This window comes from Reyranella sp. (assembly GCF_044224635.1).
GTDB lineage: Bacteria > Pseudomonadota > Alphaproteobacteria > Reyranellales > Reyranellaceae > Reyranella.
This window is the reverse complement of the sequence record NZ_JBGAKA010000044.1, coordinates 26,035-49,569: the sequence shown is the minus strand read 5'-3', so window position 1 is coordinate 49,569 and position 23,535 is coordinate 26,035. Positions and strand designations below refer to the sequence as shown.

At 67.6% G+C, this 23,535-nt stretch carries 18 protein-coding genes and 2 pseudogenes; 4 read left to right on the top strand and 16 right to left on the bottom strand.

Annotation, left to right across the window (positions count from 1 at the left end):
• Window positions 1-6 precede the first annotated feature (6 nt).
• The 3 genes from ACILR9_RS29140 to ACILR9_RS29130 are packed head-to-tail and all read right to left on the bottom strand — an operon-like array spanning window position 7 to window position 3,383.
• Complete coding sequence (locus tag ACILR9_RS29140; protein ID WP_395713485.1) at window positions 7-1,197, bottom strand: TMEM43 family protein; 1,191 nt, start codon at window positions 1,195-1,197, stop codon at window positions 7-9.
• A complete protein-coding gene (locus ACILR9_RS29135) occupies window positions 1,197-2,174 on the bottom strand; it encodes a quinone oxidoreductase family protein (RefSeq protein WP_395713484.1) in 978 nt (325 codons plus the stop codon). The genes ACILR9_RS29140 and ACILR9_RS29135 overlap by 1 nt, the downstream gene beginning before the upstream one ends.
• A gap of 36 nt (window positions 2,175-2,210) precedes the next feature.
• On the bottom strand, window positions 2,211-3,383 hold the full coding sequence (locus tag ACILR9_RS29130; RefSeq protein ID WP_395713483.1) for an LLM class flavin-dependent oxidoreductase: 1,173 nt from the start codon (window positions 3,381-3,383) through the stop codon (window positions 2,211-2,213).
• 146 nt (window positions 3,384-3,529) lie between these two features.
• Here ACILR9_RS29130 and ACILR9_RS29125 point away from each other — a divergent pair, with 146 nt between their 5' ends.
• The 3 genes from ACILR9_RS29125 (at window position 3,530) to ACILR9_RS29115 (ending at window position 6,244) form a co-directional block, all read left to right on the top strand.
• Window positions 3,530-4,648 carry a PQQ-dependent sugar dehydrogenase gene (locus ACILR9_RS29125; protein ID WP_395713482.1) on the top strand — a complete coding sequence of 373 codons (1,119 nt, stop codon included), beginning with the start codon at window positions 3,530-3,532 and terminating at the stop codon, window positions 4,646-4,648.
• A 100-nt stretch (window positions 4,649-4,748) separates the two neighbouring features.
• Window positions 4,749-5,357, top strand: a complete 609-nt coding sequence (locus tag ACILR9_RS29120) for a Maf family protein (protein ID WP_395713481.1) — start codon at window positions 4,749-4,751, stop codon at window positions 5,355-5,357.
• Window positions 5,354-6,244 (top strand): shikimate dehydrogenase, encoded by an 891-nt coding sequence (locus tag ACILR9_RS29115; RefSeq protein WP_395713480.1) that lies wholly within the window; start codon window positions 5,354-5,356, stop codon window positions 6,242-6,244. The genes ACILR9_RS29120 and ACILR9_RS29115 overlap by 4 nt, the downstream gene beginning before the upstream one ends.
• Window positions 6,245-6,437: 193 nt before the next feature.
• On the opposite strand, the gene ACILR9_RS29110 is transcribed toward ACILR9_RS29115, so the two are convergent.
• The 11 genes and pseudogenes from ACILR9_RS29110 to ACILR9_RS29060 form a co-directional block, all read right to left on the bottom strand.
• Window positions 6,438-7,790 (bottom strand): aspartate aminotransferase family protein, encoded by a 1,353-nt coding sequence (locus tag ACILR9_RS29110; protein ID WP_395713479.1) that lies wholly within the window; start codon window positions 7,788-7,790, stop codon window positions 6,438-6,440.
• A 31-nt stretch (window positions 7,791-7,821) separates the two neighbouring features.
• Window positions 7,822-9,057 carry a pyridoxal phosphate-dependent decarboxylase family protein gene (locus tag ACILR9_RS29105; RefSeq protein ID WP_395713478.1) on the bottom strand — a complete coding sequence of 412 codons (1,236 nt, stop codon included), beginning with the start codon at window positions 9,055-9,057 and terminating at the stop codon, window positions 7,822-7,824.
• Between the two features lie 7 nt (window positions 9,058-9,064).
• Window positions 9,065-9,898, bottom strand: coding sequence for an ABC transporter permease (locus tag ACILR9_RS29100; protein ID WP_395713477.1), 834 nt, complete (start codon window positions 9,896-9,898; stop codon window positions 9,065-9,067).
• A 1-nt stretch (window position 9,899) separates the two neighbouring features.
• Complete coding sequence (locus ACILR9_RS29095) at window positions 9,900-10,700, bottom strand: ABC transporter ATP-binding protein (RefSeq protein WP_395713476.1); 801 nt, start codon at window positions 10,698-10,700, stop codon at window positions 9,900-9,902.
• Entirely contained in the window at window positions 10,697-11,764 is a 1,068-nt protein-coding gene (locus ACILR9_RS29090; RefSeq protein ID WP_395713475.1) for an ABC transporter substrate-binding protein, read from the bottom strand. The genes ACILR9_RS29095 and ACILR9_RS29090 overlap by 4 nt, the downstream gene beginning before the upstream one ends.
• Window positions 11,749-13,488: a hydantoinase B/oxoprolinase family protein gene (locus ACILR9_RS29085; RefSeq protein ID WP_395713474.1), complete on the bottom strand. Its 1,740-nt coding sequence runs from the start codon at window positions 13,486-13,488 to the stop codon at window positions 11,749-11,751. The genes ACILR9_RS29090 and ACILR9_RS29085 overlap by 16 nt, the downstream gene beginning before the upstream one ends.
• A gap of 3 nt (window positions 13,489-13,491) precedes the next feature.
• The gene (locus ACILR9_RS29080; protein WP_395713473.1) at window positions 13,492-15,552 is read right to left on the bottom strand and encodes a hydantoinase/oxoprolinase family protein; all 2,061 of its coding nucleotides are present in this window, start codon (window positions 15,550-15,552) and stop codon (window positions 13,492-13,494) included.
• 13 nt (window positions 15,553-15,565) lie between these two features.
• Entirely contained in the window at window positions 15,566-16,321 is a 756-nt protein-coding gene (locus tag ACILR9_RS29075) for an IclR family transcriptional regulator (RefSeq protein ID WP_395713472.1), read from the bottom strand.
• Between the two features lie 608 nt (window positions 16,322-16,929).
• A pseudogene (rho, locus tag ACILR9_RS29070) lies at window positions 16,930-17,727 on the bottom strand (transcription termination factor Rho); the annotation flags it as partial.
• Between the two features lie 105 nt (window positions 17,728-17,832).
• Window positions 17,833-18,309 (bottom strand): annotated as a pseudogene (locus ACILR9_RS29065) (Rho termination factor N-terminal domain-containing protein); the annotation flags it as partial.
• 262 nt (window positions 18,310-18,571) lie between these two features.
• A complete protein-coding gene (locus tag ACILR9_RS29060) occupies window positions 18,572-19,789 on the bottom strand; it encodes an acyl-CoA dehydrogenase family protein (RefSeq protein ID WP_395713471.1) in 1,218 nt (405 codons plus the stop codon).
• 189 nt (window positions 19,790-19,978) lie between these two features.
• On the opposite strand from ACILR9_RS29060, the gene ACILR9_RS29055 reads away from it, so the two are divergent.
• On the top strand, window positions 19,979-20,950 hold the full coding sequence (locus tag ACILR9_RS29055; RefSeq protein ID WP_395713470.1) for an SDR family NAD(P)-dependent oxidoreductase: 972 nt from the start codon (window positions 19,979-19,981) through the stop codon (window positions 20,948-20,950).
• A 182-nt stretch (window positions 20,951-21,132) separates the two neighbouring features.
• Here the strand turns inward: ACILR9_RS29055 and ACILR9_RS29050 are convergent, their stop codons facing one another.
• Both ACILR9_RS29050 and ACILR9_RS29045 read right to left on the bottom strand, forming a co-directional pair.
• A complete protein-coding gene (locus ACILR9_RS29050) occupies window positions 21,133-22,008 on the bottom strand; it encodes an MBL fold metallo-hydrolase (protein ID WP_395713469.1) in 876 nt (291 codons plus the stop codon).
• An 88-nt stretch (window positions 22,009-22,096) separates the two neighbouring features.
• On the bottom strand, window positions 22,097-23,521 hold the full coding sequence (locus ACILR9_RS29045; RefSeq protein ID WP_395713468.1) for an MmgE/PrpD family protein: 1,425 nt from the start codon (window positions 23,519-23,521) through the stop codon (window positions 22,097-22,099).
• Window positions 23,522-23,535: the final 14 nt, after the last annotated feature.

The window sequence follows — 23,535 nt, the reverse complement described above, 5'->3', positions numbered from 1 at the left end:
GCGGCCTCATGCCCGCCGGGCCAGCTGCTGGTCCGCCTTGTGCAGGCGCGCCACCCAGATCGCACCCCAGGCGCAGAGGGCGCCCACGACCACGACGCCGATCGCGACGATCGGCCGATACCACAACCAGGCGACGGCGATGATCAGCGGGGCCATCACGACGGTGAACAGGAACCCGACCAGCCCGGCGCCGGCGCGGACGACGTCGCCGATGATGGGAATGAGATCGCCCAGCACGCCGAGCGGCCCCAGGATCAGGCAGAAGCCGAAGAACATCAGCACGCAGCCGGCGCCGCGGAGCAACCACGTCAAGGTCTCGTTCTCCTGCTGGGCCGACTTGAACATGTCGGCCGAGGGCACGCGGCCCGGCATGATCAGCTCGACCGTGCCACCGGCATGGGTCTGGTAGGGACCGAGGCCGATCGGCGACTGGCGGGCAACCACGCTCGCCTCCTGCGTTGGCACTTCGGCGAAGGCGATGCGCAGATCGCCGACGGCCGGTTTGGACGGATCGCCGCCGATGTAGAGCACGCCATCGACGACGCGCACCGGCTTGCGCAGCCGCCGCTCCAACGCCGCCGCCCGATCGTCGGGAAACGGCAGAGGCTGCGCAATGCCGAAGCCAGTCACCATGCTGTCCGGCAAGCCATAGGCGCCGATCCTGGGCTTGGCGGCCAGCAGGTTGCGTTCCTGATAGGGCATCGCCGGGTTGGCATGCCCGGTGCGCTCGTGGAACTTGGACGAGTCGACGGCGTGGTCTGCCCACTTGCGGGTGTAGCGCCAGGTCGTGACCCTTTCCTCGGCGCCACCCAGCTTGCGGTGCGTCTCGGTGTGCTGCTCCTCGGTCCACTGGTACATCTCGACCTTGCGCACCAGCCGCAGGCCATTGCTGCGGACGCCGAAATCGACGTCGCTGATCGCGCTCGCGACCGAGATCGGCCCGGCCACGTAGACCAGCCTGCCGTCGTTGGCCGGATCCAGCTTGGCTGCCTCGACCTCGACCACGACGGCAGCGCCTTCCGTCAGGGACTGCGCGGTCTCGATGGCGCGGCCCTCGTTCCAGAACAGCAGCATGCCGGAACCGGCTATCAGCAGGAATCCAACAAGGACCCCTCCGAACGAGCGACCGAGACGGGTCAGCCAGCCGGTCCGCTGGACCTCGCTGACCTCGTCCTGTCGGCCTTCCTCCTCGGCCATCAGGGCACGAGAACGGTCTGCCCGGTGGTTTTGCGCCCTTCGAGGTCGATGTGCGATTGCGCCGCCTCGGCCAGCGGGTAGCGCTGGTCGATGGCGATCTTCACCTTGCCGCTCTTCACCATCCTGAACAGCGACGCCGCCGACGCTTCGAGGTCCTTGCGCGTGGCCGTATAGGCGCCGAGGCTGGGCCGCGTCAGGTAGAGCGAGCCCTTGGTGTTGAGGATGCCGGGCGGCTGCGGCGCCACCGCACCCGACGCGTTGCCGAACGAGCACAACAGGCCGCGTGGACGCAGGCAGTCGAGCGAGGCGTTCCAGGTATCCTTGCCGACGCCGTCGAACACCACCGGCACGCCCTTGCCCTTGGTGATCTCCTTCACCTTGGCGACGACATCCTCCTTGGTGTAGTCGATCACCCACTTGTAGCCGTTCTTCTTGGCGAGCTTGGCCTTCTCGGGCGACGACACCGTGCCGATGCACTTGTAGCCGCGCGCCTTGGCCCACTGGCCGAACAGCAGGCCGACGCCGCCGGCGGCGGCATGGAACAGCACGATGTCGCCCTTCTTGAGCCACGGCTTGGCGCAATGATCGACGAGGTATTCCGTGGTCATGCCCTTCAGCATGATCGCCGCGGCCTGCTCGTCGCTCACGCCCTTTGGCACCTTCACGAGCTGCTCGGTTCCCATCAGGCGTTCCTGGCAATACGCGCCCAGCACGCCGCAATAGGCGACGCGATCGCCCTTCTTGAAGCCGCGCACCCGGGGCCCGACCTCGACGATCACGCCGGCAGCCTCGCGGCCCACCGCATTGGGCAGCGGCGTCTGGTAGAGGCCGGAGCGGGTGTAGACATCGATGAAGTTGAGGCCGATCGCGGTGTGCCTGACCTTGACCTGGCCCGGACCCGGCTTGCCGACCTCGACGTCCTCGAGGACCATCTTCTCCGGGCCGCCATTCTCATGCATCAGGATCGATTTGGACATGTGAGCTCTCCCCTTTTCGTGGTGACTTGCTTCGCGCTACTCGGCCGCCTTCTGCGCCTGGGCGTCCTGGTACTTCTTGATCTCGCTCTCGACGGCCGCCTGCGACTGCACCGAGTAGGTGCCGCGATTTCCGGTGGCGGTGTCGTAGCTCAGCCGGCGCAGGTCGTTGGCGCCGCGCTGGAAGTGCGGATGGACGAAGCGCGCCATCAGCTCGTACGAACGCTGCGTCGCCGGCCAGTCGGCCCAATTGTGGGCGAGCAGCAGCACGGCACCGAAGCCGCCATCCGATCCCTTCCACAGCCTCTCGAAGTGCCTGACGCAATCGTCCGGTGTGCCGATGCAGGCGATGCCTTCCCTGGTCAGGAATTCGGCCGGGTCGGTGATGCCGGGCGGCAGGATCGGGAAGGTTGCAACGTCGGTGAAGTACTTGGTGAAGCGGTCGAGACCGAACCTGACCTCCTCGCGCGCCTGCGCAGCGGTCGGCGCGACGTGGGCGAAGGTGACGATGCGCCACTTGCTGCGGTCGGCGACCTGGCCGTTCTGCTTGGCATGGTCGCTGTAGATCTTCCAGTTGTTGGCATGCGCCAGCAGGGCGTCGTCCGACGTGCCGCCGATCGACAGCATGCCGATGCCGTGACGGCCCGAGGCGACGGCGCCGACCGGCGAGCGGGCGCAGGCTACCGCCATCTCCATGCCAGGCTGGCTGTAGGGCGGCAGTTGAAGCTGCGCGGCGGTAAGGTCGAACCAGTCGGTCTTGCGCGTCACCGACTTGCCGGCCATCAGCTCCATGATGACGTCGAGCGATTCGTTCATGCGGCTGCGCTGGTCGGCCGGCTTGACGCCGATCTTGGCGGCATCGTGCACCAGCGCGCCCGGGCCGACGCCGAACATGGCCCGCCCGCGCGTCATGTGATCGAGCTGGCGCATGCGCGAGGCCAGCATGAACGGGTTGTGATAGGGCAGCGACACCACGCCGGTGCCGAGCCGGATATGGCGCGTGCGCTCGGCCGCTGCGGCGATGAACATCTCCGGGCTGGCGATGATCTCGAAGCCGCCGGAGTGGTGCTCGCCGATCCAGGCCTCATGATAGTTCAGCCGGTCGAGGTGCTGGAGCAGCTCCATGTCGCGCTCGAGGGCGAGGGTGGGGTTCTCGTCCAGGGCATGGAAGGGTGCGTGAAAGATGCCGGTTCGCAAATAGCGGTCGGTCACAGGGGTGTCCCCCAATTTTGAGATTGCTGGTCGGCGTCGAGTATAATCGCCACGCCAACGTGCGCCAGTCTGCCGGCGAAAACGTCTGCCGGCGAAAACGTCTGCCGGCGAAAACGTCCGCCACCGCCAGATCGACAGGAGAGTCCATGTATCGACGCCGATTCGTGCTCGCTGCCGGCACCACGCTGGTCGCGCCTGCGGTGGTCCGGGCGCAGGAAATCATCCGAAGCGCCAAGGGGAACTACCGCTTGGTCACGCTCAGCCGCGACCTGGAGCAACCCTGGAGCATGGCCTTCCTGCCCGACGGCCGCATGTTGATCACCGAGCGGCCAGGCCGGCTGCGCGTGTTCGCCAGTGGGCGGCTGGAGCGGACGGCGCTGTCCGGCCTGCCCAAGGTCCATGGCCGCGGCCAGGCCGGGCTGCTCGACATCTGCCTGCATCCGGACTTCGCCCGCAATCGGGTCCTGTACCTGTCCTACATCAGCGATGGACCGGGCGGCCCGGTGACGACGGCCGGCCGCGCCGAGCTCGGCGCCGGCGGCTTGCACGGCATGACGCCGATCTTCGAGGCCCTGCCGCGCCGGTCGGGCAGCCTCAATCTCGGCTCGCGCCTGCTGTTCGATCGCGCCGGCCTGCTCTACGTGACCTGCGGCGATCGATTCCAGATGAACCAGGCGCAGGATCTCGCCGACCTCGCCGGCAAGATCGTCCGTTTGCGCGACGACGGCTCGGTACCAAGCGACAACCCGTTCGTCGGGCGGGCGGGGGCGCGGCCGGAGATTTTCACCTGGGGCAATCGCAACCCGCAGGGCCTCGCGCTGCATCCCGAGACCGGCAAGGTCTGGGAAGTCGAGCACGGGCCGCGCGGCGGCGACGAGCTCAACATCCTGAAGGCCGGGGCCAACTACGGCTGGCCGCGCGTCACCTGGGGCGTGAACTACGACGGCAGCAAGATCACCGACAACCGCAGCCTGCCCGGCATGGAGGACGCGCTGCGCACCTGGGTGCCGTCGATCTCGCCCTGCGGGCTCTCCTTCTATACCGGCGACCGTTTCCCCGGCTGGAAGGGCTCGCTGTTCACCGGCGCGCTGTCGGCCTATGCGCTGTTCCGCATCGAGCTCGACGGCGAACGCTACCGCAGCGAAGAGCGGTTGCTCGAGGGCCGCCTTCCCTACATCCGCGACGTGCGCCAGGGGCCCGATGGGCTGATCTACCTCGTCACCCACAGCGACGACGGCGGACTCTTCCGCCTGGAACCGGCCTAGGGCTTGGAACGAAATTGTCGATACAGTAATGGCTCATTCTCCTCCCCAGCGAAGCTGGGGAGGAGCAGTGAGCGCTGCGCTCGGGGATACAGGAATCATCATGCCGCCACCGCTCATCCTCGCCTCGGCCAGCCAGTCGCGGCGCCAGATCCTCGCCCATGCCGGGCTCGACTTCACGATCGAGCCGTCGGGCGTCGACGAGGACGAGGTCAAGCTGAGCCTGCTCGGCGAACGCGCGAAGCCGCGCGATATCGCCACGACGCTGGCTGAAATGAAGGCGACCCGGGTTTCGGCACGACACAGCGGCGCCCTGGTGATTGGTGCTGACTCGACGCTCGCCTGTAACGGCCGGCTGTTCGACAAGCCGCCGACGCTCGCCGCGGCGCGCCAGCAATTGAGCGAGCTCGGCGGCCAGACGCACGAGCTGCATTCCGCGGTCGTGGTGGTGCAGAATGGCGCCCGCCTCTGGCAGGCTGCCGATCACGGACGGCTCACCATGCGATCCTTCACCGACGCTTTTCTCGATGCCTACCTGGCGCGCGCCGGCGAGGCGGTATGCGCCTCGGTCGGCGCCTATCAGCTCGAGGGGCTGGGCGCCCATCTGTTCAGCCGCATCGAGGGCGACTACTTCACCATCCTCGGCCTGCCCTTGCTGCCGCTTCTCGCCTTTCTCGCCGAGCACGGCATCGGCCTGGAGCAACCGACATGAGCGCCTACACGACCCTTCTCGACGAGGCCCGCGGCCGCCCGTTCGCCGCCATCGTCGGCTGGCCGATCGCCCATTCGCGCTCGCCGGCGCTGCACGGCTTCTGGCTGAAGCAGCACGGCATCGACGGCCATTACGGCCGCCTGCCGGTCGAGCCCAACCGCGCCGCCCTCGAGGAGCTCGTTGCCTTCCTGCGCCGCACGCCCAATGCGCGCGGCTGCAACCTCACCCTGCCGCACAAGATCGACATCATGCCGCTCTTGGATCTCATCGATCCGGCGGCGGCGCGCATTGGCGCAGTCAACACCGTGATCAAGCAGCCCGACGGCACGCTCCAGGGTCGCAACTCGGACGGCTTCGGCTTCATGGAAGCGCTGCGCTACAACGCGCCGTCGTGGCGTCCCGAGGCCGGTCCGGTGGTCGTCCTGGGCTCGGGCGGCGCGGCGCGCGCCATCGTTGCCAGCCTGATGGATGCTGGCGTCCCCGAGCTGCGCCTGATCAACCGCACGCGCAGCACCGCGATCGATCTCGGCGTCGCCTTCACGCCCCGGGACGGGCGGCAGATCGTGGTCGATCACTGGGACGACCGGGCGCGCGCGCTCGACGGCGTCACCCTGCTGGTCAACACGACCTCGCTCGGCATGGCCGGCAAGCCGCCGCTCGACCTCGATCTCGCCCACCTGCCGCACGCGGCGGCCGTCTACGACATCGTCTACACGCCGCTCGAGACCGGGCTGCTAGCCGCCGCCCGCGCGCGCGGCAACCGCTGCATCGACGGGCTTGGCATGCTGCTGCACCAGGGCCGCATGGGCTTCGAGGCCTGGTTCGGCGTCGCCGTCACTGTCAGCGTCGAGCAGCGCCGCGCCGTCGCCGCCGATCTGGGAGCCTGACGCCCGGGCGCTGGCTTTCGCCTCTCCTCCCCAGCTTCGCTGGGGAGGTGCCCCGTCGTACGGGGCGGAGGGGTCATGAGCAGCGGGACTGGGGCTCATGACCCCTCCGTCGCCGAAGACGGCGACACCTCCCCAAGCTACGCTTGGGGAGGAAAATGAGAGAGCGCCCGTATGCGAATGCCCTGCCCGCCAGTTACTGGCCGGGAAGTTCGTTGCTGGCGACGGACCGGATGGCCGAAGCAAGGATGCCGACGATCTCGTCGATATCGGATTCAGTGACCACGAAGGGCGGCGCGAGCGCCAGCGTGTCGCCCTCGACACCGTCGACACAGCCGGCATTCGACAGCATCAGCAGGCCGTCGGCCGCCGCCCTGGCCACCACTTTTTCGCCGACCTGGTGCGATCGGGCGAACGGCACCTTCGTCGCCTTGTCCCGGACCAGCTCGAGGCCCCACAAGAGGCCCCTTCCCCTGACGTCGCCGACCATCGGCAAGTCGGGCAAGCGGTCCAGCGCCTTGCCGAGATAGTCGCCCATCACGCGCGCGCGCTCGACGAAGCCATTGCGCTCGATCTCAAGCAGGGTGGCGAGGCCCGCGGCGCAAACCAGGGCGTGTCCGGTGAAGGTCTCGCCGTGGCGGAACGAGCTTCCGGCGTCTTCGAAGGCGTCGTAGACGCGCTGGCGGACCACGGTGGCGCCGATCGGGACATAACCGCCGCCGACTCCCTTGGCGACCGTGATCAGGTCCGGCACGACGCCCGAATGGTCGACGCCGAAGTTACGGCCGGTCCGGCCGATGCCCGAGACGACTTCGTCGGCGATCAGCAGGACGTTGTGGCGATCGCAGATCTCCCGGATCCGGCGGAAATAGTCGTCCGGCGACACCAGCGCGCCGAGCGGGCCGCCGGCCACCGGCTCGACGATGAAGGCCGAGACGTACTGCGGGCCGATCCGGCGAATGATCTGCTCGAGCTGGTCGGCGCACGCGAGGTGGTACGCCGCCTGATCCGTGCCGGGCGGGCGGCGATAGCCATAGGGTGGGTCGATGTGGGGAAAGTCGAGCAGGTAGGGCTCGAACGGCTCGCGACGCCGCGGCTGGCCAGTGAGCGACAGAGCGCCCAGCGTGCTGCCGTGATAGCTGTTCCATCGCGCCACGACGCGCGTCTTCTCGGGATTGCCGGTCAGCAGATGGTATTGCCGCGCCAGCTTGATGGCCGTCTCGTTGGCGGCCGAGCCGGACGTCGACATCCAGACCTTGGCAAACCCCGTCGGCGCGAAGGCCAGCAGCCTGGCAGCGAAGTCGATGGCGGCCTGGCTGGTGAACGTCCCGGTATGGGCGAAGCTCACCCGCCGGGCCTGCGCCACCAGCGCCTCGATGACCTGTTGATTGCCGTGACCGAGATTGGTGACGAACACGCCGCCGGCGCCGTCGATGTAGCGCTTGCCTGCCGTGTCGTAGAGATGGATGCCTTCGCCGCGGTCGATGGTCGGGTACTCGCGACCCAGTTCGCGCTGAAAGACCGGATCTGCGTTCGAGCCTCTGTTCACGGTCGGCCTCCTGTCCCGGGCGCGCTGGCGATCAGTAGGTGGCCGGCTGCTCGACCTTGCGCGCGCGCCCTGCCCGAGCCTCGTTCATCGCCCAGTCGAGATCCCCGAGATATTCTTCGACGATCGGCTCGTGGGTCAGGTTCAGCATCAGATGGATGCCGGGCGGCTCGACCAGGCGTCCCACGAACCAACCGCGCGTCGACAGACGATCCGCCACCTGCGCGATATCGATCGCGGCGGAGCCGTAGCTCAGGATGCTGAGTTCCGGCCTGCCCCAGATTTCCAGGCCGAGTTTCTCGACCCCCGCGCCAATCGCCCTGCGGGTATCCAGAAGGCGCCGCGTGATGGCGCGGTAGCCGTCCTCGCCCAGGAAATTCATCACCGCCCACGCCGCCGCGATCGCGCCGCCGGCCCGGGTGCCGACCAGGGTCTGGGTCGCATAGACGCCGCGCGGCCAGTCGGAAAAGGAATAGGCCTGGAACTTGAAGGCCGCGGCGTCGCGATACAGCACCGTCGAGGCGCCCTTGGCCGCATAACCGTATTTGTGCAGGTCGGCGGACATCGACACGACGCCGGGCACGGCAAAATCAAAATCGCCGATCGGCTCGCCCAAGGCCTTGGCGAACGGCGCGATGAAGCCGCCGACGCAGGCGTCGACATGCATCCAGAGATCGTGCCTGAGCGCGACCGCCGCGATATCGGCAATCGGGTCCATGACGCCGTGCGGAAAGGCCGGCGCCGATCCCACCAACATGATGGTGCGCGGCCCGATCGCCGCCGCCATGGCGTCGGCGTCGGCGTGAAAGTCGGCGCCGACGGGAACGCGCTGCACCTCGATCCCCAGCCAATCCGCCGCCTTGTTGAAGGCGGGATGAGCGGTCTGCGGCACCACGATGTGCGGCCGCTCGACGGCCGGCCGCGCGACGCGGGCCCAATCGCGCGCCGACTTGACGGCCAGGAAGATGCTTTCGGTGCCCCCCGTCGTCATGGCGCCGCGCGCATCGCTGCCGCCATGCAGCAGGCGCAGCGTCATCGCCACGACATCGCTCTCGAACCGCGCCAGGCTGGGAAATGCCCGGGGGCCGAGGCCGTTCTCCGAAAAGAACTTCAGGTAGGCCTTCTTGGCGACGTCGAGAACCTCGTCTCCGGCGTAGTGGATATAGACTCCCACCCGGCCGCGGCGCCAATCGACGTCGCCGTCGCGGGCGGCATCCATCTCGCCATCGAGCTCGCTCCACGACTTCCCTTGCTTCGGCAACGATGTCATCGGGGCCCTACCTGTTCCAGCGTGTCAGCCATTGTTCGATGCGGGTCATGATCATCGACAGCGCGTCGGCGAGAACGACCAGGACCAGCAGCACGGCGAAGACGCCATCGGCGTCGAACGTGTTCGAGTAGTAGCTGATCAGGCTGCCGAGGCCCTTGCCGCCGGCGATGAGCTCGGCCGTGACGACGCCGAGCAGCGTGTAGACCAGGCCGAGCCGGAGACCGACGAAGATCGAGGGGATTGCCGTGGGGATGACGATCCGCTGGAAGACCTGTCGCCTGGACAGCCCGAGGCTGCGCGAGAGTTGCAGGTGATCGGGGTCGACCGACTGGGCGCCGGCAAGCGTGTTGTAGAGCAGGATGAAGTACATCAGCGACACGCCGGAAACGACCTTCGACAAGGTTCCCAGGCCGAACCACACGATGAACAGCGGCACCAGCGCCACGCGCGGCAAGGCGTTCAACGCGTCGATATAGGGATCGACCAGCTCCTTCAGCGTCGGATAGACCGCGAGCGCCAGCGCCGTCAGGAGCGCCAGGACTCCGCCCAGCACGAAGGCCATCAGGGTGGCCGACAGCGTGTCGACGGCGGCAACGGGGAACTTTCCGCTCAGCGTCTCCTCGACCAGGAGGGGCAGGAACTTCGAGGGTCGTCCGATGAAGGCCGCGGGGACCAGGCCCGTCCATGCCAGCGCTTCCCAGATGCCGACGACGGCCAGCAGCAGGACGAGGCGGCCCCACAGGACGAACAGCCTGTGCCGGCGCTGCCTGTCGCCGTCGTCCCGGACGGCGTCATCGAGGGCCGCGTTGTCGGCCGAGCTTGCCATCTCAGGCCGCGCCACCTCAGGCTCCCAGGGCCGGGCCGGTCGCCCGTTCGAGTTCCCGCCACAGCCGGGAATAGAGCTCGTGATAGTCGCTCATGCTTTGCAAAGCGCTGACCGAACGCGGTCGCGGAAGATCGATCGCGATGTCGGCGGCGATGCGGCCGGGACGAGCCGACATGACGACGACTCGATCGGCCAGCGCCACGGCTTCGGCGAGATCGTGGCTCACCAGGACGACCGTGCTCTGCATCTTCTCCCACAGCCGCAGCAGCTTGTCCTGCAGCACGAGCTTGGTCTGCGCATCGAGCGCGCCGAACGGCTCGTCGAGGAAGACGAAGTCGCTTTCCAGCGAGAACGTCCGCGCCAGGGCGACCCGCTGCCGCATGCCCTGCGACAGCTGCCGGGGATAGGCGTTCTCGAAGCCGTTCAATCCGACGTCGTCGAGCAGCTCGTGGATCACCGTGCGACGCCTGTCGCGGTCCGGGTTGCGGGTCGCCATGGCGAAGTCGACATTGGCGTAGGCGGTCCGCCACGGCAGCAGCGCATCGCGGGCGAACATCCGCGCCGTGTCGGAGCGCCCGACCGCCGGCGGCATCCGGCCGACCGTCACGCGGCCGCGCTGCAGCTCGACGAGGCCGCTCAGGATGTCGAGCAGCGTCGTCTTCCCGCACCCGCTCGGGCCCACCAGCGCCACGAACTCGCCGCGCCTGATCGAGAGCGAGATGCCATCGAGCACCGTCAGGTTCCTGTCCCGTCCGCGATAGGAATGGACGACGTCCTCGATCACGATGCCAGCGCTGCCGGCGGCGGCGAAGCTCAAGGCTTGGGCGCCCCGGCGTAGATGACGTCTTCCGCCTTCACCGCATGCGGGATCAGCTTGTTCTCCAGCAGGTACTCGTTCCAGGCGGCGATGGCGCCGCGGTCCACCGTGTAGCCGAAGAAGCGATTGTAGTTGTCGATCATCAGGCCGATGGTCTCGCTGCGCTTGTCCTCCGGGATGACCGACGTGTTGACGTACTTGCCGACTTCCACGACCAGCTTGGGCCGGTTCGCCGGATCCTTGATCCAGGTGATCGCGTCGACATGCGCCTTGATGAAGGCGTTCACCACGTCGGGGCGTTCGCGGATATAGGACGCCTTGGCGGAGAAGCCCTCGAAGGCGCCGCCCAGCTTCTGCAGAACCTCGGGTCCCTGGCCGCTGCTGAGATCGACCGCCGAGCGGCCGCTGCCGAGCGCCGCGATGATCTCCGGGAAGGGCGTGAAGCCCATGACGGCGTCGACGCGACCGGCTTGCCAGGCGGCCAATGCGGTGTTGGTCGAGCCGACGGCGACATAGGTCACGTCGTCGGGCTTGAGGCCGGCGCCCTTCAACAAGGCGTTCATCATCAGGTGGGTGGTGGCACCCAGCGCATTGACGCCGATGCGCTGGCCCTTGAGATCGCGGATCACGTCCTGGTAGCTGCTGCCGGCGGGCGGAAGCTTGACCTTGTTGGAGACGACGAGATTGAAGAAATTCTTGACCTCGTTGCCGACCACGACCTTGAGGTCGGTTCCCTTGATCTGATTGGTGATGATCTGGTCGGTCGGCGGCTCGACGAAGTCGAGGCTGCCGCCCAGCAGCGCGGCAACGCCGGCCGGTCCGGAATTGACCACGATGAGCTCGGCATCGAGCTTGTATTTCTCGTAGAAGCCCAGGTTCTTGGCGATCTGCGCGGGCAGCGACGTATAGGCGCCGTTGTAGACCATCACCCGGATCTTGGCCGGCGACGCGGGGATCTTGTCGGTCACCGGCAACGCATCGGTCTGGGCGGCGGCGATCGCCGCCCAACCGACAAGTCCAACGCACAGCAAGCTCGACCAAAGAGTCTTCAGGATCCTGAGCATTTCTCCCTCCTCAGCCGCTCGGTCGCGGCGTTATCCACCCCGTAGTCATCACCCTCGAGCACAACCCCATAGTCGCTCTCGGCCGCAGCGCGGCTGACCAGCCCGTCCTGCACATCGCGCACCACCAGCTCCACCGGACGGTCGAACGGGTTGCCGAATCCGCCGCCGCCGGGCGAGCGAATGGTCAGGCGCACCGGTCCGAGCTCCTTCAGGCAGTAAGGATCGGGACTCCAGGACGCGCGATCCGCGCCGGCGACGCGCACCTCGCCGATCGCCCCGGCGCGTCCTGCTTCGACGCCCAGCCCGGTCGGCCGCGTCGTGCCCTCGCCGCGGAAGGAATATTCGGCGGCGCCTTTGATATCGACCTCGAACTCGACCCCCGTGCCGCCGCGATGGTGTCCCGGGCCGCCGCCATCGGGTCGCAGCTCATGGCGGTGCACCGTGATGGGATAAAGCTGCTCGTAGGTTTCCATGTTGGGAATGACGAGGCCGCCCAGGGTGATCATCGGCCCCATCTGGTTGAAGCCGTCGCGGCCGGCAACGGCGCCGGCACCGGAATTACCGCCCCAATTGTACATCACCCAGGTGACGTTCTCGGCGTCGCGGCCGGAGGTGACGGGAAAGACGTTCTTGCCCCAACCCGCGATCGACCGCTTCGGATCGGCCTGGCCCAGCGCCCACCAGATCATGTGCATGATCTCATGCGCGGGAAACACCGTGCACATCGTGAGCGGCGCTGGCGCCACGGCGTTCACGACGGTGCCGCGCGGAGCGACGATCGAGACCGACCGGAAGGTTCCCTCGTTGCGCGGCAGGTCGCTGTCGAAGAATGACGCAATGCCGGCATAGACGGCGGAATAGGTATTGGCGAGCGAGGAGTTCTTGAAGCCGCGGATCTGCGGGGCGGTGCCGGTGAAATCGACCGTGATCCGATCGGCGCTCTTGGTGAGCGTCAGCCGCAGATCCACCCTCATCGCCGAGAAACAATCATTGTCGTAGCGTTCCTCCGCCCGGTAGACGCCGTCCGGCAGCTCGAGGATCGCCGCGCGCAGCCGCCGGTCGGCGTAATCGAGGATCTCGCCGAACAGCGCGACCGTCGCGACCAGGCCGAAATCGTCGACGACCTTGCGCAACTCCTCGACGCCGACGCGCGTCGCGCCGAGCATGGCCCGAAGGTCGCCGTCGAGCAGCTCCGGGCAGCGCGAGTTGATCATCAGGAGCTGCCAGAGGTCGTCGCGCGTCGAGCCCTGCTCGACCAGCTTCAGCGGCGGCAGGCGGATGCCCTCGTGGAATATCTCGGTGGCCTGGGGATTGTAGGTGCCGGCGGCGCCGCCGCCGATGTCGGACTGGTGTGCGCGATTGCAGGCAAAGGCGATCAACCTTCCTTCGGCAAAGACCGGCCGCGCCACCACCCAGTCCGGCAGATGGTTGCCGCCCGCGACGTAGGGGTCGTTCAGCAGGAAGACGTCGTCCTCCAAGATCCTGCCGGCGAATGTTTCGAGCAGGGCGCGCACCGCGAAGCCGCCGCCGCCGGTATGGATGGGAATGCCGTCAGCCTGGGAAACCAGCATTCCCTCGGCATCGGTGATGAAGCACGAGAAATCGTGCGACTGGTTGAAGATCGGGCTGCGCGACGTCCGGATCATCACCCAGCCCATCTGCTTGGCGATCTGATCCAGCCGGTTCTGCACCAGGGCGAGCGTGATGGGATCGGCCTCGGCCATCGTCTATCTCGCGATCTCGATGCTGTAGTTGCCGCTGGCATCAACCGCGACCCGGTCGTTGCGGCCGGCCAGCAGCGTGGTCGTCGCTTCGTTGATCACCGCCGGCCCGACGATGACGTTGCCGGCATGCAGGGTCGCGCCGTCGTAGACCGGCGTCTCGGCCCAACCCATCACGGCATCGATCCAGACACGCCGCCGCTCGATCGGCCGCGGATCGGCCGTGGCGCGTTCGGCCTCGACCATCTCCAGGCGCGGGATATGCCCGAAGGCCTGGATCCTGAGCTTGGTGATCTCGATCGAGCCGCCGGGCTGCATGTGCCCGAACAGCCGCTCGTGCTCGCGCTCGAAATCGCGACGAATGGCGGCGCGATCGAAAGCGGCGTCGGCCAGAATCGTGATGTCCCATTGCTGGGCGATGTAGCGCAGGTCGAGCGCGCGCTGGATGCGCATCTCCTTGTCGGCGAATCCTTCGCGGGCCAACGTTGCTCTCGCCTGCCGCTCGAGCTGGCGAAAGACGGCCTCGGCTTTTTCCGTCTCCGCGCTGTCGAGCTTGTCGAAGAACACGCGGACATAGTCGTGGCGGACATCGGCGTGCAGCATGCCCAGCGCGCAGAACGCGCCGGAAAGGCGCGGCACGTAGGCGCGCGGCGAGCCGAGCGGGCGGGCAACGGCAACGGCGTGCAAGGGGCCCGCGCCGCCGGCGGCGACGAGCGTCAGCCGACGCGGATCGTGGCCGCGCTCCGAGCTCACGCGCTGGACGGCATGGAGCAGCTTCTGCTCCATGAGCTGGATCATGCCGGCCGCCGCGCGCTCCAGCGGCAGGCCCAGCGGACGGGCGACGGCTGCTTCGATCGCCTCAGCCGCCAGGTCGCCATCGATGGTCACGGCGCCATTGGCATAGGGTCCGGACTTCAGTCGGCCCAGCACGACATGGGCATCGGTAATGGTGGGATCGCGCCCGCCCAGCCCGTAGCAGGCCGGTCCGGGATGGGCGCCAGCTCCCTTGGGCCCGACCTGGAGCAGGCCGGCCGCATCGACGCGGGCGATGGTGCCGCCGCCGGCGCCGATCGTGTGGACCTCGATCGCCGGGCTCGCGCACTTGTATCCGCCGATGTCGAGCAGGTCGGTGAAGCCGACCTCGCCCCGGCTCATCAGGATGACGTCGCAGCTCGTGCCGCCGATCTCCATGGAGACCAGATCGGTGGAGCCGATCGCCTCGCCGAAATACTGCAGCGCGCCGCGCCCCGCCGCCGGACCGGACAGCAGCAGCGTCACCGGCCGATCGCCCAGCTCCGCGACCGACACGACGCCCCCGTTGCTCTGGATCAGCAGCATCGGCGAGCGCAGCCCCAACTCGCCCAGCCTGGCATTGAGGGAGCGCAGGTAGGACAGCGTTCTCGGCGCGACGTAGGCATTCAACACTGCCGTCGAGGAACGCTCGTACTCGCCGATGATCGGCGCGATCGCGCTCGATACCGACACGAAGCCGCCGGGAAAGTCCTTCACCGCCGCGGCCGCCGCGCTTTCATGGCTGGCGTTCGAGAAGCTGTTGAACAGGCAGATCGCGATCGCCTCAACGCCCTTGTCGCCAAAAGCCCTCAGGGCGGCACCGATATCCTCGACGGAGAGTGCCTCGGTTTCCTTGCCACTGCGATCGATCCGGCCGCGCACCGGAAGCCGCAGATGGCGCGGCACCAGGACGCCCGGATAGGGCGTGCGATGATCCCACGGGTCGTCGCGCGCGCCGCGGCGGATTTCCAGCGAATCGCGAAAACCCGCCGTCGTCAGCATGCCGACGCGCGCGCCCTTGCCTTCGAGCACGGTGTTGGTGGCGACGGTGGAGCCGTGCACGAAGAGCGAGCAGGCGGCCAGCAGCCGGGCGACCGGAAGGCCTTCGCTCTCCGCGGCGCGTTGCAAGGCGTTCAGCACGCCCTGGCTGGGGTCCGCGGGGATGGACGGGACCTTGAAGACCCTGACGCCGCGGCCCGCCCCGACCAGGACGAGGTCGGTGAAGGTGCCGCCGACATCGACACCGATGCGCCACGACGGGGATGCCGTCTCCATGATGCGGCCCCCTCTACGCAGCCAGTCTCGTTGACTGGGGCAGCGCAGCGGCGATCTCGGCGCTCGCGGCGGAGAGCGCTGCGACGCTGCCCTTGATCCACTGCGACGACATGCGATAGCGCGGGACGGCGATGCAGAGCCCGGCGGGCCCATAGGCCGGATTGCACGGGATGGCCACGGCGATGCCGCCGACTTCCGCGCTCCAGCCGCCGCGATTGATCGAATAGCCGCGGGCGCGCACCTGGGCGATCTCGCGACGAAGTCGCTCGGGATCGGTGATCGTCTCCGGTGCGGTCGATGGCAGCCGCTTGGGCAGCACGCGATCGAGATAGTCCGTTCCCTGCGCCGCCAGCAGCGCCAGTCCCGTCGAGGTGCAATGGGCCGGGATGCGCTGGCCGACCTCGGCGTGAACGCGCACCGCCTGCGGGCTGCCCACCAGATGGACATAGGCGACATCGAAGCCGGACAGCACGCCCAGGATCACGCCGTCATTCACGGCCGCGGCGAGCCTGCCCATCACCGGAGCGGCGACCTCGACGAGCCGATCGGTCGGGACGAGCCGGCCGATCTCCCACGCCTTCAGGCCGATCGAATAGACGCCACCCGCCATGCGATTGGCGTAGCCACAGCGCACCAGGGCGGACAGCAGGCCGTGCGTGCTCGGCTTCGACGTCTTGAGGCGCCGCGCGATCTCGGCGAGCGCCAGCGGCTCGCCTGCATGCGCCAGAATCTCCAGCGCCTCGATGCCGCGGACCAGGGTCGAATACATCGTTCAGAATACCTGAATAGCTGTTTCGATATCCTGAAATACTAGGTTCGTTCTCCGGAAAGCGTCAAGCATGGGCGCGCTGACAATGCAGGCGTCGCTATGGAGAAAACTCATGGCGGGGGCGCGCCATTCCCAGAGCAGAGATTGTGAATCGTCGGTCGACGCCGAGCGGTTCAATCCATCGATTAAATGAAAGGTCCCTCGCTCACGCTCGGGATGACATCACCTTTTGGCGCAGCACCCTCGCTGTCATCCCGAGCATGAGCGAGGGACCTTTCATTTGGTCAATCGATGATCGATCGATACGCAGGCTGCGATAGCAGCCCGCTAATCCGTCGCCTTCGCTCGCCGCATGGCTTCCGCAGCGAGGCGCCTGCCTCGTCAAGCCGGGCCTGGCGCTGGTCCGCCGTGCTGGTGGCGACCACGCCGAACGGGGCACGCATGACATGGCCGACGCCGCAGCAGGTCAGCACGCAGGATCCAGCCTTTCACGATGGCCGGCGGCGCGCCCCGCAATTGGGATGCACCACGGCGAGCAGGTCGCTGGTGCGCAGCTCGTCGATGTGCGTTTGCACCGCCTTCATGCCGTCCCGCCGATCGCCCGGGCGCTACTGGTTCATCGAGCTGAAGAAGTCCTGGTTGGTCTTCGCTGTCCGGAGCTTGTCGAGCAGGAACTCGATGGCATCGACGGCGCCCATCGGCATCAGGATGCGGCGCAGCACCCACATCTTGGAGAGCGTCGCGCGATCGACCAGCAGCTCCTCCTTGCGGGTGCCCGACTTGGTGATGTCGATCGCCGGGAAGGTGCGCTTGTCGGAGACCTTGCGGTCGAGGATGATTTCCGAGTTACCGGTGCCCTTGAATTCCTCGAAGATCACCTCGTCCATGCGGCTGCCGGTGTCGATCAGCGCCGTGGCGATGATGGTGAGCGAGCCGCCTTCCTCGATGTTGCGGGCGGCGCCGAAGAAGCGCTTGGGCCGCTGCAAGGCATTGGCGTCGACGCCGCCGGTCAGCACCTTGCCCGAGCTCGGCACGACGGTGTTGTAGGCGCGGCCCAGGCGGGTGATCGAATCGAGCAGGATCACCACGTCCTTCTTGTGCTCGACCAGGCGCTTGGCCTTCTCGATCACCATCTCGGCGACGGCGACGTGGCGGCCGGCCGGCTCGTCGAAGGTCGAGCTCACGACCTCGCCCTTCACCGTGCGCTGCATGTCGGTCACTTCCTCCGGCCGCTCGTCGACGAGCAGCACCATGAGGTAGACCTCGGGGTTGTTGGCGGTGATGGCGTGAGCGATGTTCTGCAGCAGCACCGTCTTGCCGGTGCGCGGCGGCGAGACGATCAGGGCACGCTGGCCCTTGCCGATCGGCGCGATCAGGTCGATCACGCGGGTCGAGATGTCGAGCTGCTGCTGCGGCGTGCTGGTGGTTGCCTTCTTGGTCAGCGTGCCGGTGCGCCGGGTGCTGACGCGGCCCGACGAGGTGGCGCGCGGGCTGCTCTGCTCCTCGGAGATCGTCGGCGCCATGACCGCCGCGCCGTTCTCCATCTCGAGCTTCAGCTTCTCGTCGGGATAGAGCGGGGTCAGCGAGTCGAAGTTGATGCGATGGCGCAGCGCGTCGGGATCGTCGAAATTGATCTTGTTGATCTGCACCATGGCGAAGTAGCGCTCGCCGTCCTTGGGCGCGCGGATCTCGCCTTCCACCGTGTCGCCGGTGCGCAGGCCGAATTTGCGCACCTGGGTCGGGCTGACATAGATGTCGTCGGCGCCCGGCAGGTAGTTGGCTTCCATCGAGCGCAGGTAGCCGAAGCCGTCGGGCAGCACCTCGATGGTGCCGACGCCGAAGATCGCCTGGTCGGCGGCGGCGAGCTTCTGCAGGATGGCGAACATCAGCTCCTGGCGGCGCATCATCGCCGCGCCTTCGACGCCCTGCTCCTCGGCAAAGGCGAGCAGCTCGGGCGGTTTCTTCTTCTTGAGGTCCTGGAGGTTCATGGGTCTTCAGTCAGAGGTGGGAATGATGACGCACGCGCCCCGGCCGCTGGTGCGGCCGTCGTGAAATTGCGCAGTGTCGTTCAAGGTGGACCCCGTCGATCACCGCCGGGGAGGCAGCGCCAAGGGTCCTGGGTGGCGGCTATGTACAGGGCGGACGGCGCGCTGTCAAAGGCGGCTGATCGAGCTGAAAAGCCGGCTCGGCCTCGGCATCGTGCCTGTCCCCTACAAGGACATACGTGACCAGCCTCGCTCGCCGCCGCGGCTAGCGCAGCCGCGGGCCGGGGTCGAGCCCGAGGAAGGCGCGGCCGCCGATCGGATACCACTCCGGAGCCAGCGTCGCCGCCTGGCCGACCACCTGCAGGTCGCGCCACACCTCGGCCAGGCGGCTCTCGGTCTTGAACGAGGTGCTTCCGCCGTGCCGGAACATCAGGTCCATCGCCTGGCGCGCGCAGTCGCCGGCATGCACCGCGGCGAGCCGGCAGCGGGCACGCTGCTCCAGCGTGGTCTCGCGGCCGGCGGCGAGCGCATTCCACAGCTCCGCGATCATCGCGTTGCGATAGACGCGTCCGGAATTGAGGATCGCATCGGCGCGCCCGACCGCGTCCTGGACCTGCGGATTGTCGCACAGCCTGCCGGTGCGGCCGCGCGGCGTCTTGTCGGCGGCAAGCTCGACCAGCGCGTCGATGCCGGCGCGCGCCAGCCCGGTGATCACCGCGCATTGGTGCGGCCCGACCCAGGCCTGGGCCGGCAGGGCGTAGGCGATGCCCGGCCAGTGCCCCCACTGGTTGTCGAGCGGCACGCCGGCATGGATGGTCGTGCGCCGCTCCGGCAGGAAGAGATCCTTCACCGCCCAGTCGAAGCTGCCGGTGCCGCGCAGCCCGCTTACCTCCCAGCTGCCGGGAATGACCTCGACCTCGGCGCGCGGAAACAGGCCGCGCCAGAACAGGCCGCCATCGTCGCGGCGGCGCGGCTGGCCGTCGTCGAGAATCTGGAAGCTGCCGAGCATCCAGGCAGCTTCCTGACAGCCGGTGCCGAAGGTCCAGCGCCCGTTGACGCGATAGCCGCCCTCGACCGGGACCGCCTGGCCGCCGCCCTGCACCGCGGTGCCGGCAACCACGGTGCGATGGCCCTTGGGATAGATCTCCTGCACGCCGTCGTCGGGAAGGGCGAGCGTGACAAGCTGGCCGACGCCGTTGTTGGCGACGTTCCAGCCGACCGAGCCCGCGCCTTCGGCCAGGTGCTCGATGACGCGGATGTAGGTCAACGGATCGGCCTGCAGGCCACCCAGCGAGCGCGGCAGCAGCAGGCGGTAGAAGCCCGCCGCGTGCATCTGCTCGACCAGCTCGGGCGACAGCCGCTGCTCGCGCTCGATCTCGTCCTGGTAGCGTCGCAAGGTCGGCTTGAGCGCGGCCGCCGCCTGGACCACCGGCTGGGCCTCGATGTCGGCCGGCAAGCGGCGGTCTTCGACGATGGACTGCATCGGCACCTCCTGTTGCCCACCCCGGGTCGCGACGGGCGCGCCGGCGACCGTGTCAGGGGCAATGAACGGCATGGCCTCGGCAAACAGCCTGTTGGATCGTATCACGGCTCGGCGGCTCAAGGGTGAATGCAGCGGGCACCGTTGGTTTGGTAAGAACAACCGGCACTGCGACATGCAGGGAGGAACCCGATGAAAGAATTTTCCGGAAGGATTGCCGTCGTCACCGGCGGCGGCTCGGGAATGGGACGCGAGCTGGTGCGCCTGCTGGTGGCCGAGGGCTGTCATGTCGCCATGTGCGACGTCTCGATGAAAGGCATGGCGGAGACGCGCCGACAGTGCGAGGCGTCGGGACTGCCGCAAGGCCTGCGCGTCACCGCCCATCTCGCCGACGTATCCAGCGAAGCCGACGTGATGCGCTTTCGCGACGAAGCTGCCCGGCAGCACGCGACCGACCGCATCCATCTGCTGTTCAACAATGCCGGGATCGGCGGCGGCGGCAGCATGATCGCCAACGGTCGCGACGAATGGGAGCGCACCTTCAACATCTGCTGGGGCGGCGTCTACCTCGCCACGCGCGCTTTCCTGCCCCTGCTGCAGGCGGCCGACGAGGCGCATGTCGTCAACACCAGCAGCATGAACGGCTTCTGGGCCTCGATCGGCCCCGGCGCGCCGCATACCGCCTATTCGGCGGCAAAGTTCGCGGTGAAGGGGTTCACCGAGGCCCTGATCACCGACCTGCGGCTGAACGCGCCACACATCAAGGCCTCGGTCGTCATGCCCGGGCATATCGGCACCGGCTTTCGCACCAACTCGCTCAAGGTCCAGACCAGCAACGAGTCGGACGAGCTCGATGCCCGACAGATCGCCCAGGCGCGCGCGCGGCTCACCTCGATGGGCAAGGACGCGTCGGCGCTGTCGGACGAGGAGATCAAGGCCATGCTCGCCGAGCGCGCCCGGCGTTTCCTGAACGATGCACCGACCAGCGCCGCCGAGGCGGCCAAGATCATCCTGGACGGGGTCAAGTCGGAGCGGTGGCGCATCCTGGTCGGATCGGACGCCCACCTGATGGACCGGATGGTGCGTGACGACCCCGAGCACGCCTACGACGACCAGTTTTTCGGCCGCTTCGCGTCCGCGGCGGGCTGGCATCCGGGGCGTTAGAGTGTGAAGAAATGAAAGGTCCCTCGCGGCGCTCGGGATGACACAAGTGCCGCAATGACGGCAATGCCGTCATCCCGAGCGCCGCGAGGGACCTTTCATCTCATCGGTCGACTGCGCTGGCCGGCGCAGTTCGAACATTCACAAACTCTCAGGGTGAGGATTCCACCTGAAGCAATTCCGCTCTAGCCCTTCACGTACTCCAGGCGGAAGCCGTCGCCCCAGCGCTTGATGTGGCCGACCGAGGGCGACGGGAAGTGCATCGTGCAGCACAACGTGTCGGCGTCGCAGTAACGCTCGAGGAAACCTCGCCGCGTGCGGACGGCCTGGTCGCGGTCGGTGTCGACGCGCATGACCAGCTCGGGATAGCGGGCCTGGATCGGCGAATGGATCAGATCGCCGGTGAACACCGCGGCGTCGGAGCCCTTGCCGGCGCAGACCGCGAAATGGTCGGGCGTGTGGCCCGGCGTTGGGTTCAATCGGATATGGTCGTTGAGCGCATGATCACTGCTGACCAGCTCGGCCCGGTTGGCCTCGATGATCGGCAGCACGCTGTCGGTGATCTGGTCGAGCGGTGTCTTCTGATGGATCTCGCTCCAGTAGGTGTATTCCTTCTTCGAGAACAGGTAGCGCGCCTTCGGGAAGGTCGGGACCCAGCGGCCATTCTCCAGCCGCGTGTTCCAGCCGACGTGATCGCCGTGCAGGTGCGTGCACATCACGAAATCGATGTCCTCGACCCCCAGGCCGGCTGCCTTCAGCGCCGTCATCCAGTTGGGATCGGTCTTCTTGTTCCAGGTCGGCCGCAGCGGGAAGTTCTTGTCGTTGCCGATGCAGCTGTCGACCAGGATGTTGTGGTGCGGCGTCTTGACGACATACGACTGGAAGCACAGCACGACATTCCCGCTCGCGCTGTCGTAGCCGCCAGGCGCCAGCCAGGCGAGATTCTCGCTGAGGGTCTCTTTCGACAATGTCGGCAGGAAGTCGAGCATCGGCGTGAAGCCGGCCTCCTGCTCGACGATCCGGTGGATGGTCATGTCATTGACGGAAAAGCTGGTGCGCATGGCTGGCGTCTCCTCGCCCGTGGGCTAGCTCGAATTTGCCGGGCCATCGTAGCCCGGCCCGGAGCCGATGACGAACGGCGCGTTTGCGTCACAGCAACCGAGCGATCTCTCTCACGTCGTCGCAATCTTCCAGCCGCCGGACGGCGTCGACCAATCGCCCGGCAGTGCGGCTCGGCATCGCGTTCTCCGCGAGAGCGACGCACTTGGCGAATTTCCCGGCCACTTCGTCGAACGATAGCGGGTTGGCGGGATGGCCCTTGACGTTCGGCTCGCAGCCGATGACCGTCCGGCCGTTGGCGAGATGCACCTCGACGTCGGCCGACGCATATCCTTCGCGCGACGCCAGCTCGTTCTTCTCGGCACTGGGTTGGACCTGGATCTTCTTCGCCAGACCCGTCACCCGGTCGTCGCCGAGGATCGCGTCATTGAACACGTCGGGGAAGACGGATCCCCGCACGGCCACCGCCGCCATGGTGAACGGGATGCTGAACTGCGCCTCGTTGAGGTTGCGCGGCGCGTGCTTGGGCTCGCCATGCTCGTTCAGGACCGCGAGTCGCATGTTGTAGTCGCTGGTGCGCACGTCGATCCTGTCGATGGCCGCCTCGTCGATGCCGTGGTGCGCCATCAGCGTCTGCAGGGTATAGATCGCGTGATGCGTCGCCTTGCACGACGAGTAAGGCTTGATGCTGACGTTGCCGCTCTCGAATTCCTTGCCCAGGTCCGAGAGCAGCGCGTCGGCGTGATACTCGCCGCGGAAGTACAAGGGGTAGAGTCCCGAGCTTCCCAGCAGCGGTGCCCGCGCACCTTTGTGTCCGCGGCGCGCGAGCTCGGCCGCCACCATGCCGCTGCGTGCGGCGATGCCGGCGTTCAGCCAGACGTCCCAGGTGCCGTCGCTGGTCGACTGGATGTTGCCGGCGCAGTGGGCATAGGCCGTCCCCAGGGCGCTTGCCGTGGTGGCGCGGTCGAAGCCGCGCAGCCTGGCGACCGTCGCCGCGACGCCGAACGGCCCGACGGTCGGCCCTTCCCAACCCAGCCGCCCGGCATTCCCGGCCGCCATGCGCAGCCGCGGGATGAGATCGCCGCCCACGGCCAGCGCCACGATCAGGTCCTTGCCGGTCGTCGCCCCAGGGAGGCTTTCGACCGTCGCCAGGGCCGACGGCACCAGCATGACATTGACGTGCCCGCCATGGCCCATGCCGACCCGCGGCGATCCTTCATGCACGTCGTCGAGCTCACGGCAGCGCGCCATCACGGCATTGGCGAAGGCCGCCTCGGCGGCCGGGACCCTGGTACCTTCCGTCCAGAGTGCGGCTTCCGGCTTGCCGCCGTTGTCGCGCGCCATGCCGATGACGATGCGGCCGATCTCCGTCGAACGGCCGGCAATGCCGGCGCCGATCGTGTCGAGGAACGACTTCTTGACCGCATCGACCACGTGCGCCGGCAGGTGCTCGTAGCGGGCCGCCGCGATGTAATCGACCAGTAGCCCGGTCGGATCCGCCTGCTCGATCGCCACCACGCCCCTCCTCG

Coding starts and splice junctions, on each gene's coding strand:
- ACILR9_RS29135 (WP_395713484.1), bottom strand. CDS start 2,174: ATGTCCAAATCGATCCTGATGCATGAGAATGGCGGCCCGGAGAAGATG.
- ACILR9_RS29080 (WP_395713473.1), bottom strand. CDS start 15,552: ATGGAGACGGCATCCCCGTCGTGGCGCATCGGTGTCGATGTCGGCGGC.
- ACILR9_RS29115 (WP_395713480.1), top strand. CDS start 5,354: ATGAGCGCCTACACGACCCTTCTCGACGAGGCCCGCGGCCGCCCGTTC.
- ACILR9_RS29125 (WP_395713482.1), top strand. CDS start 3,530: ATGTATCGACGCCGATTCGTGCTCGCTGCCGGCACCACGCTGGTCGCG.
- ACILR9_RS29140 (WP_395713485.1), bottom strand. CDS start 1,197: ATGGCCGAGGAGGAAGGCCGACAGGACGAGGTCAGCGAGGTCCAGCGG.
- ACILR9_RS29120 (WP_395713481.1), top strand. CDS start 4,749: ATGCCGCCACCGCTCATCCTCGCCTCGGCCAGCCAGTCGCGGCGCCAG.
- ACILR9_RS29085 (WP_395713474.1), bottom strand. CDS start 13,488: ATGGCCGAGGCCGATCCCATCACGCTCGCCCTGGTGCAGAACCGGCTG.
- ACILR9_RS29050 (WP_395713469.1), bottom strand. CDS start 22,008: ATGCGCACCAGCTTTTCCGTCAATGACATGACCATCCACCGGATCGTC.
- ACILR9_RS29090 (WP_395713475.1), bottom strand. CDS start 11,764: ATGCTCAGGATCCTGAAGACTCTTTGGTCGAGCTTGCTGTGCGTTGGA.
- ACILR9_RS29105 (WP_395713478.1), bottom strand. CDS start 9,057: ATGACATCGTTGCCGAAGCAAGGGAAGTCGTGGAGCGAGCTCGATGGC.
- ACILR9_RS29055 (WP_395713470.1), top strand. CDS start 19,979: ATGAAAGAATTTTCCGGAAGGATTGCCGTCGTCACCGGCGGCGGCTCG.
- ACILR9_RS29060 (WP_395713471.1), bottom strand. CDS start 19,789: ATGCAGTCCATCGTCGAAGACCGCCGCTTGCCGGCCGACATCGAGGCC.
- ACILR9_RS29075 (WP_395713472.1), bottom strand. CDS start 16,321: ATGTATTCGACCCTGGTCCGCGGCATCGAGGCGCTGGAGATTCTGGCG.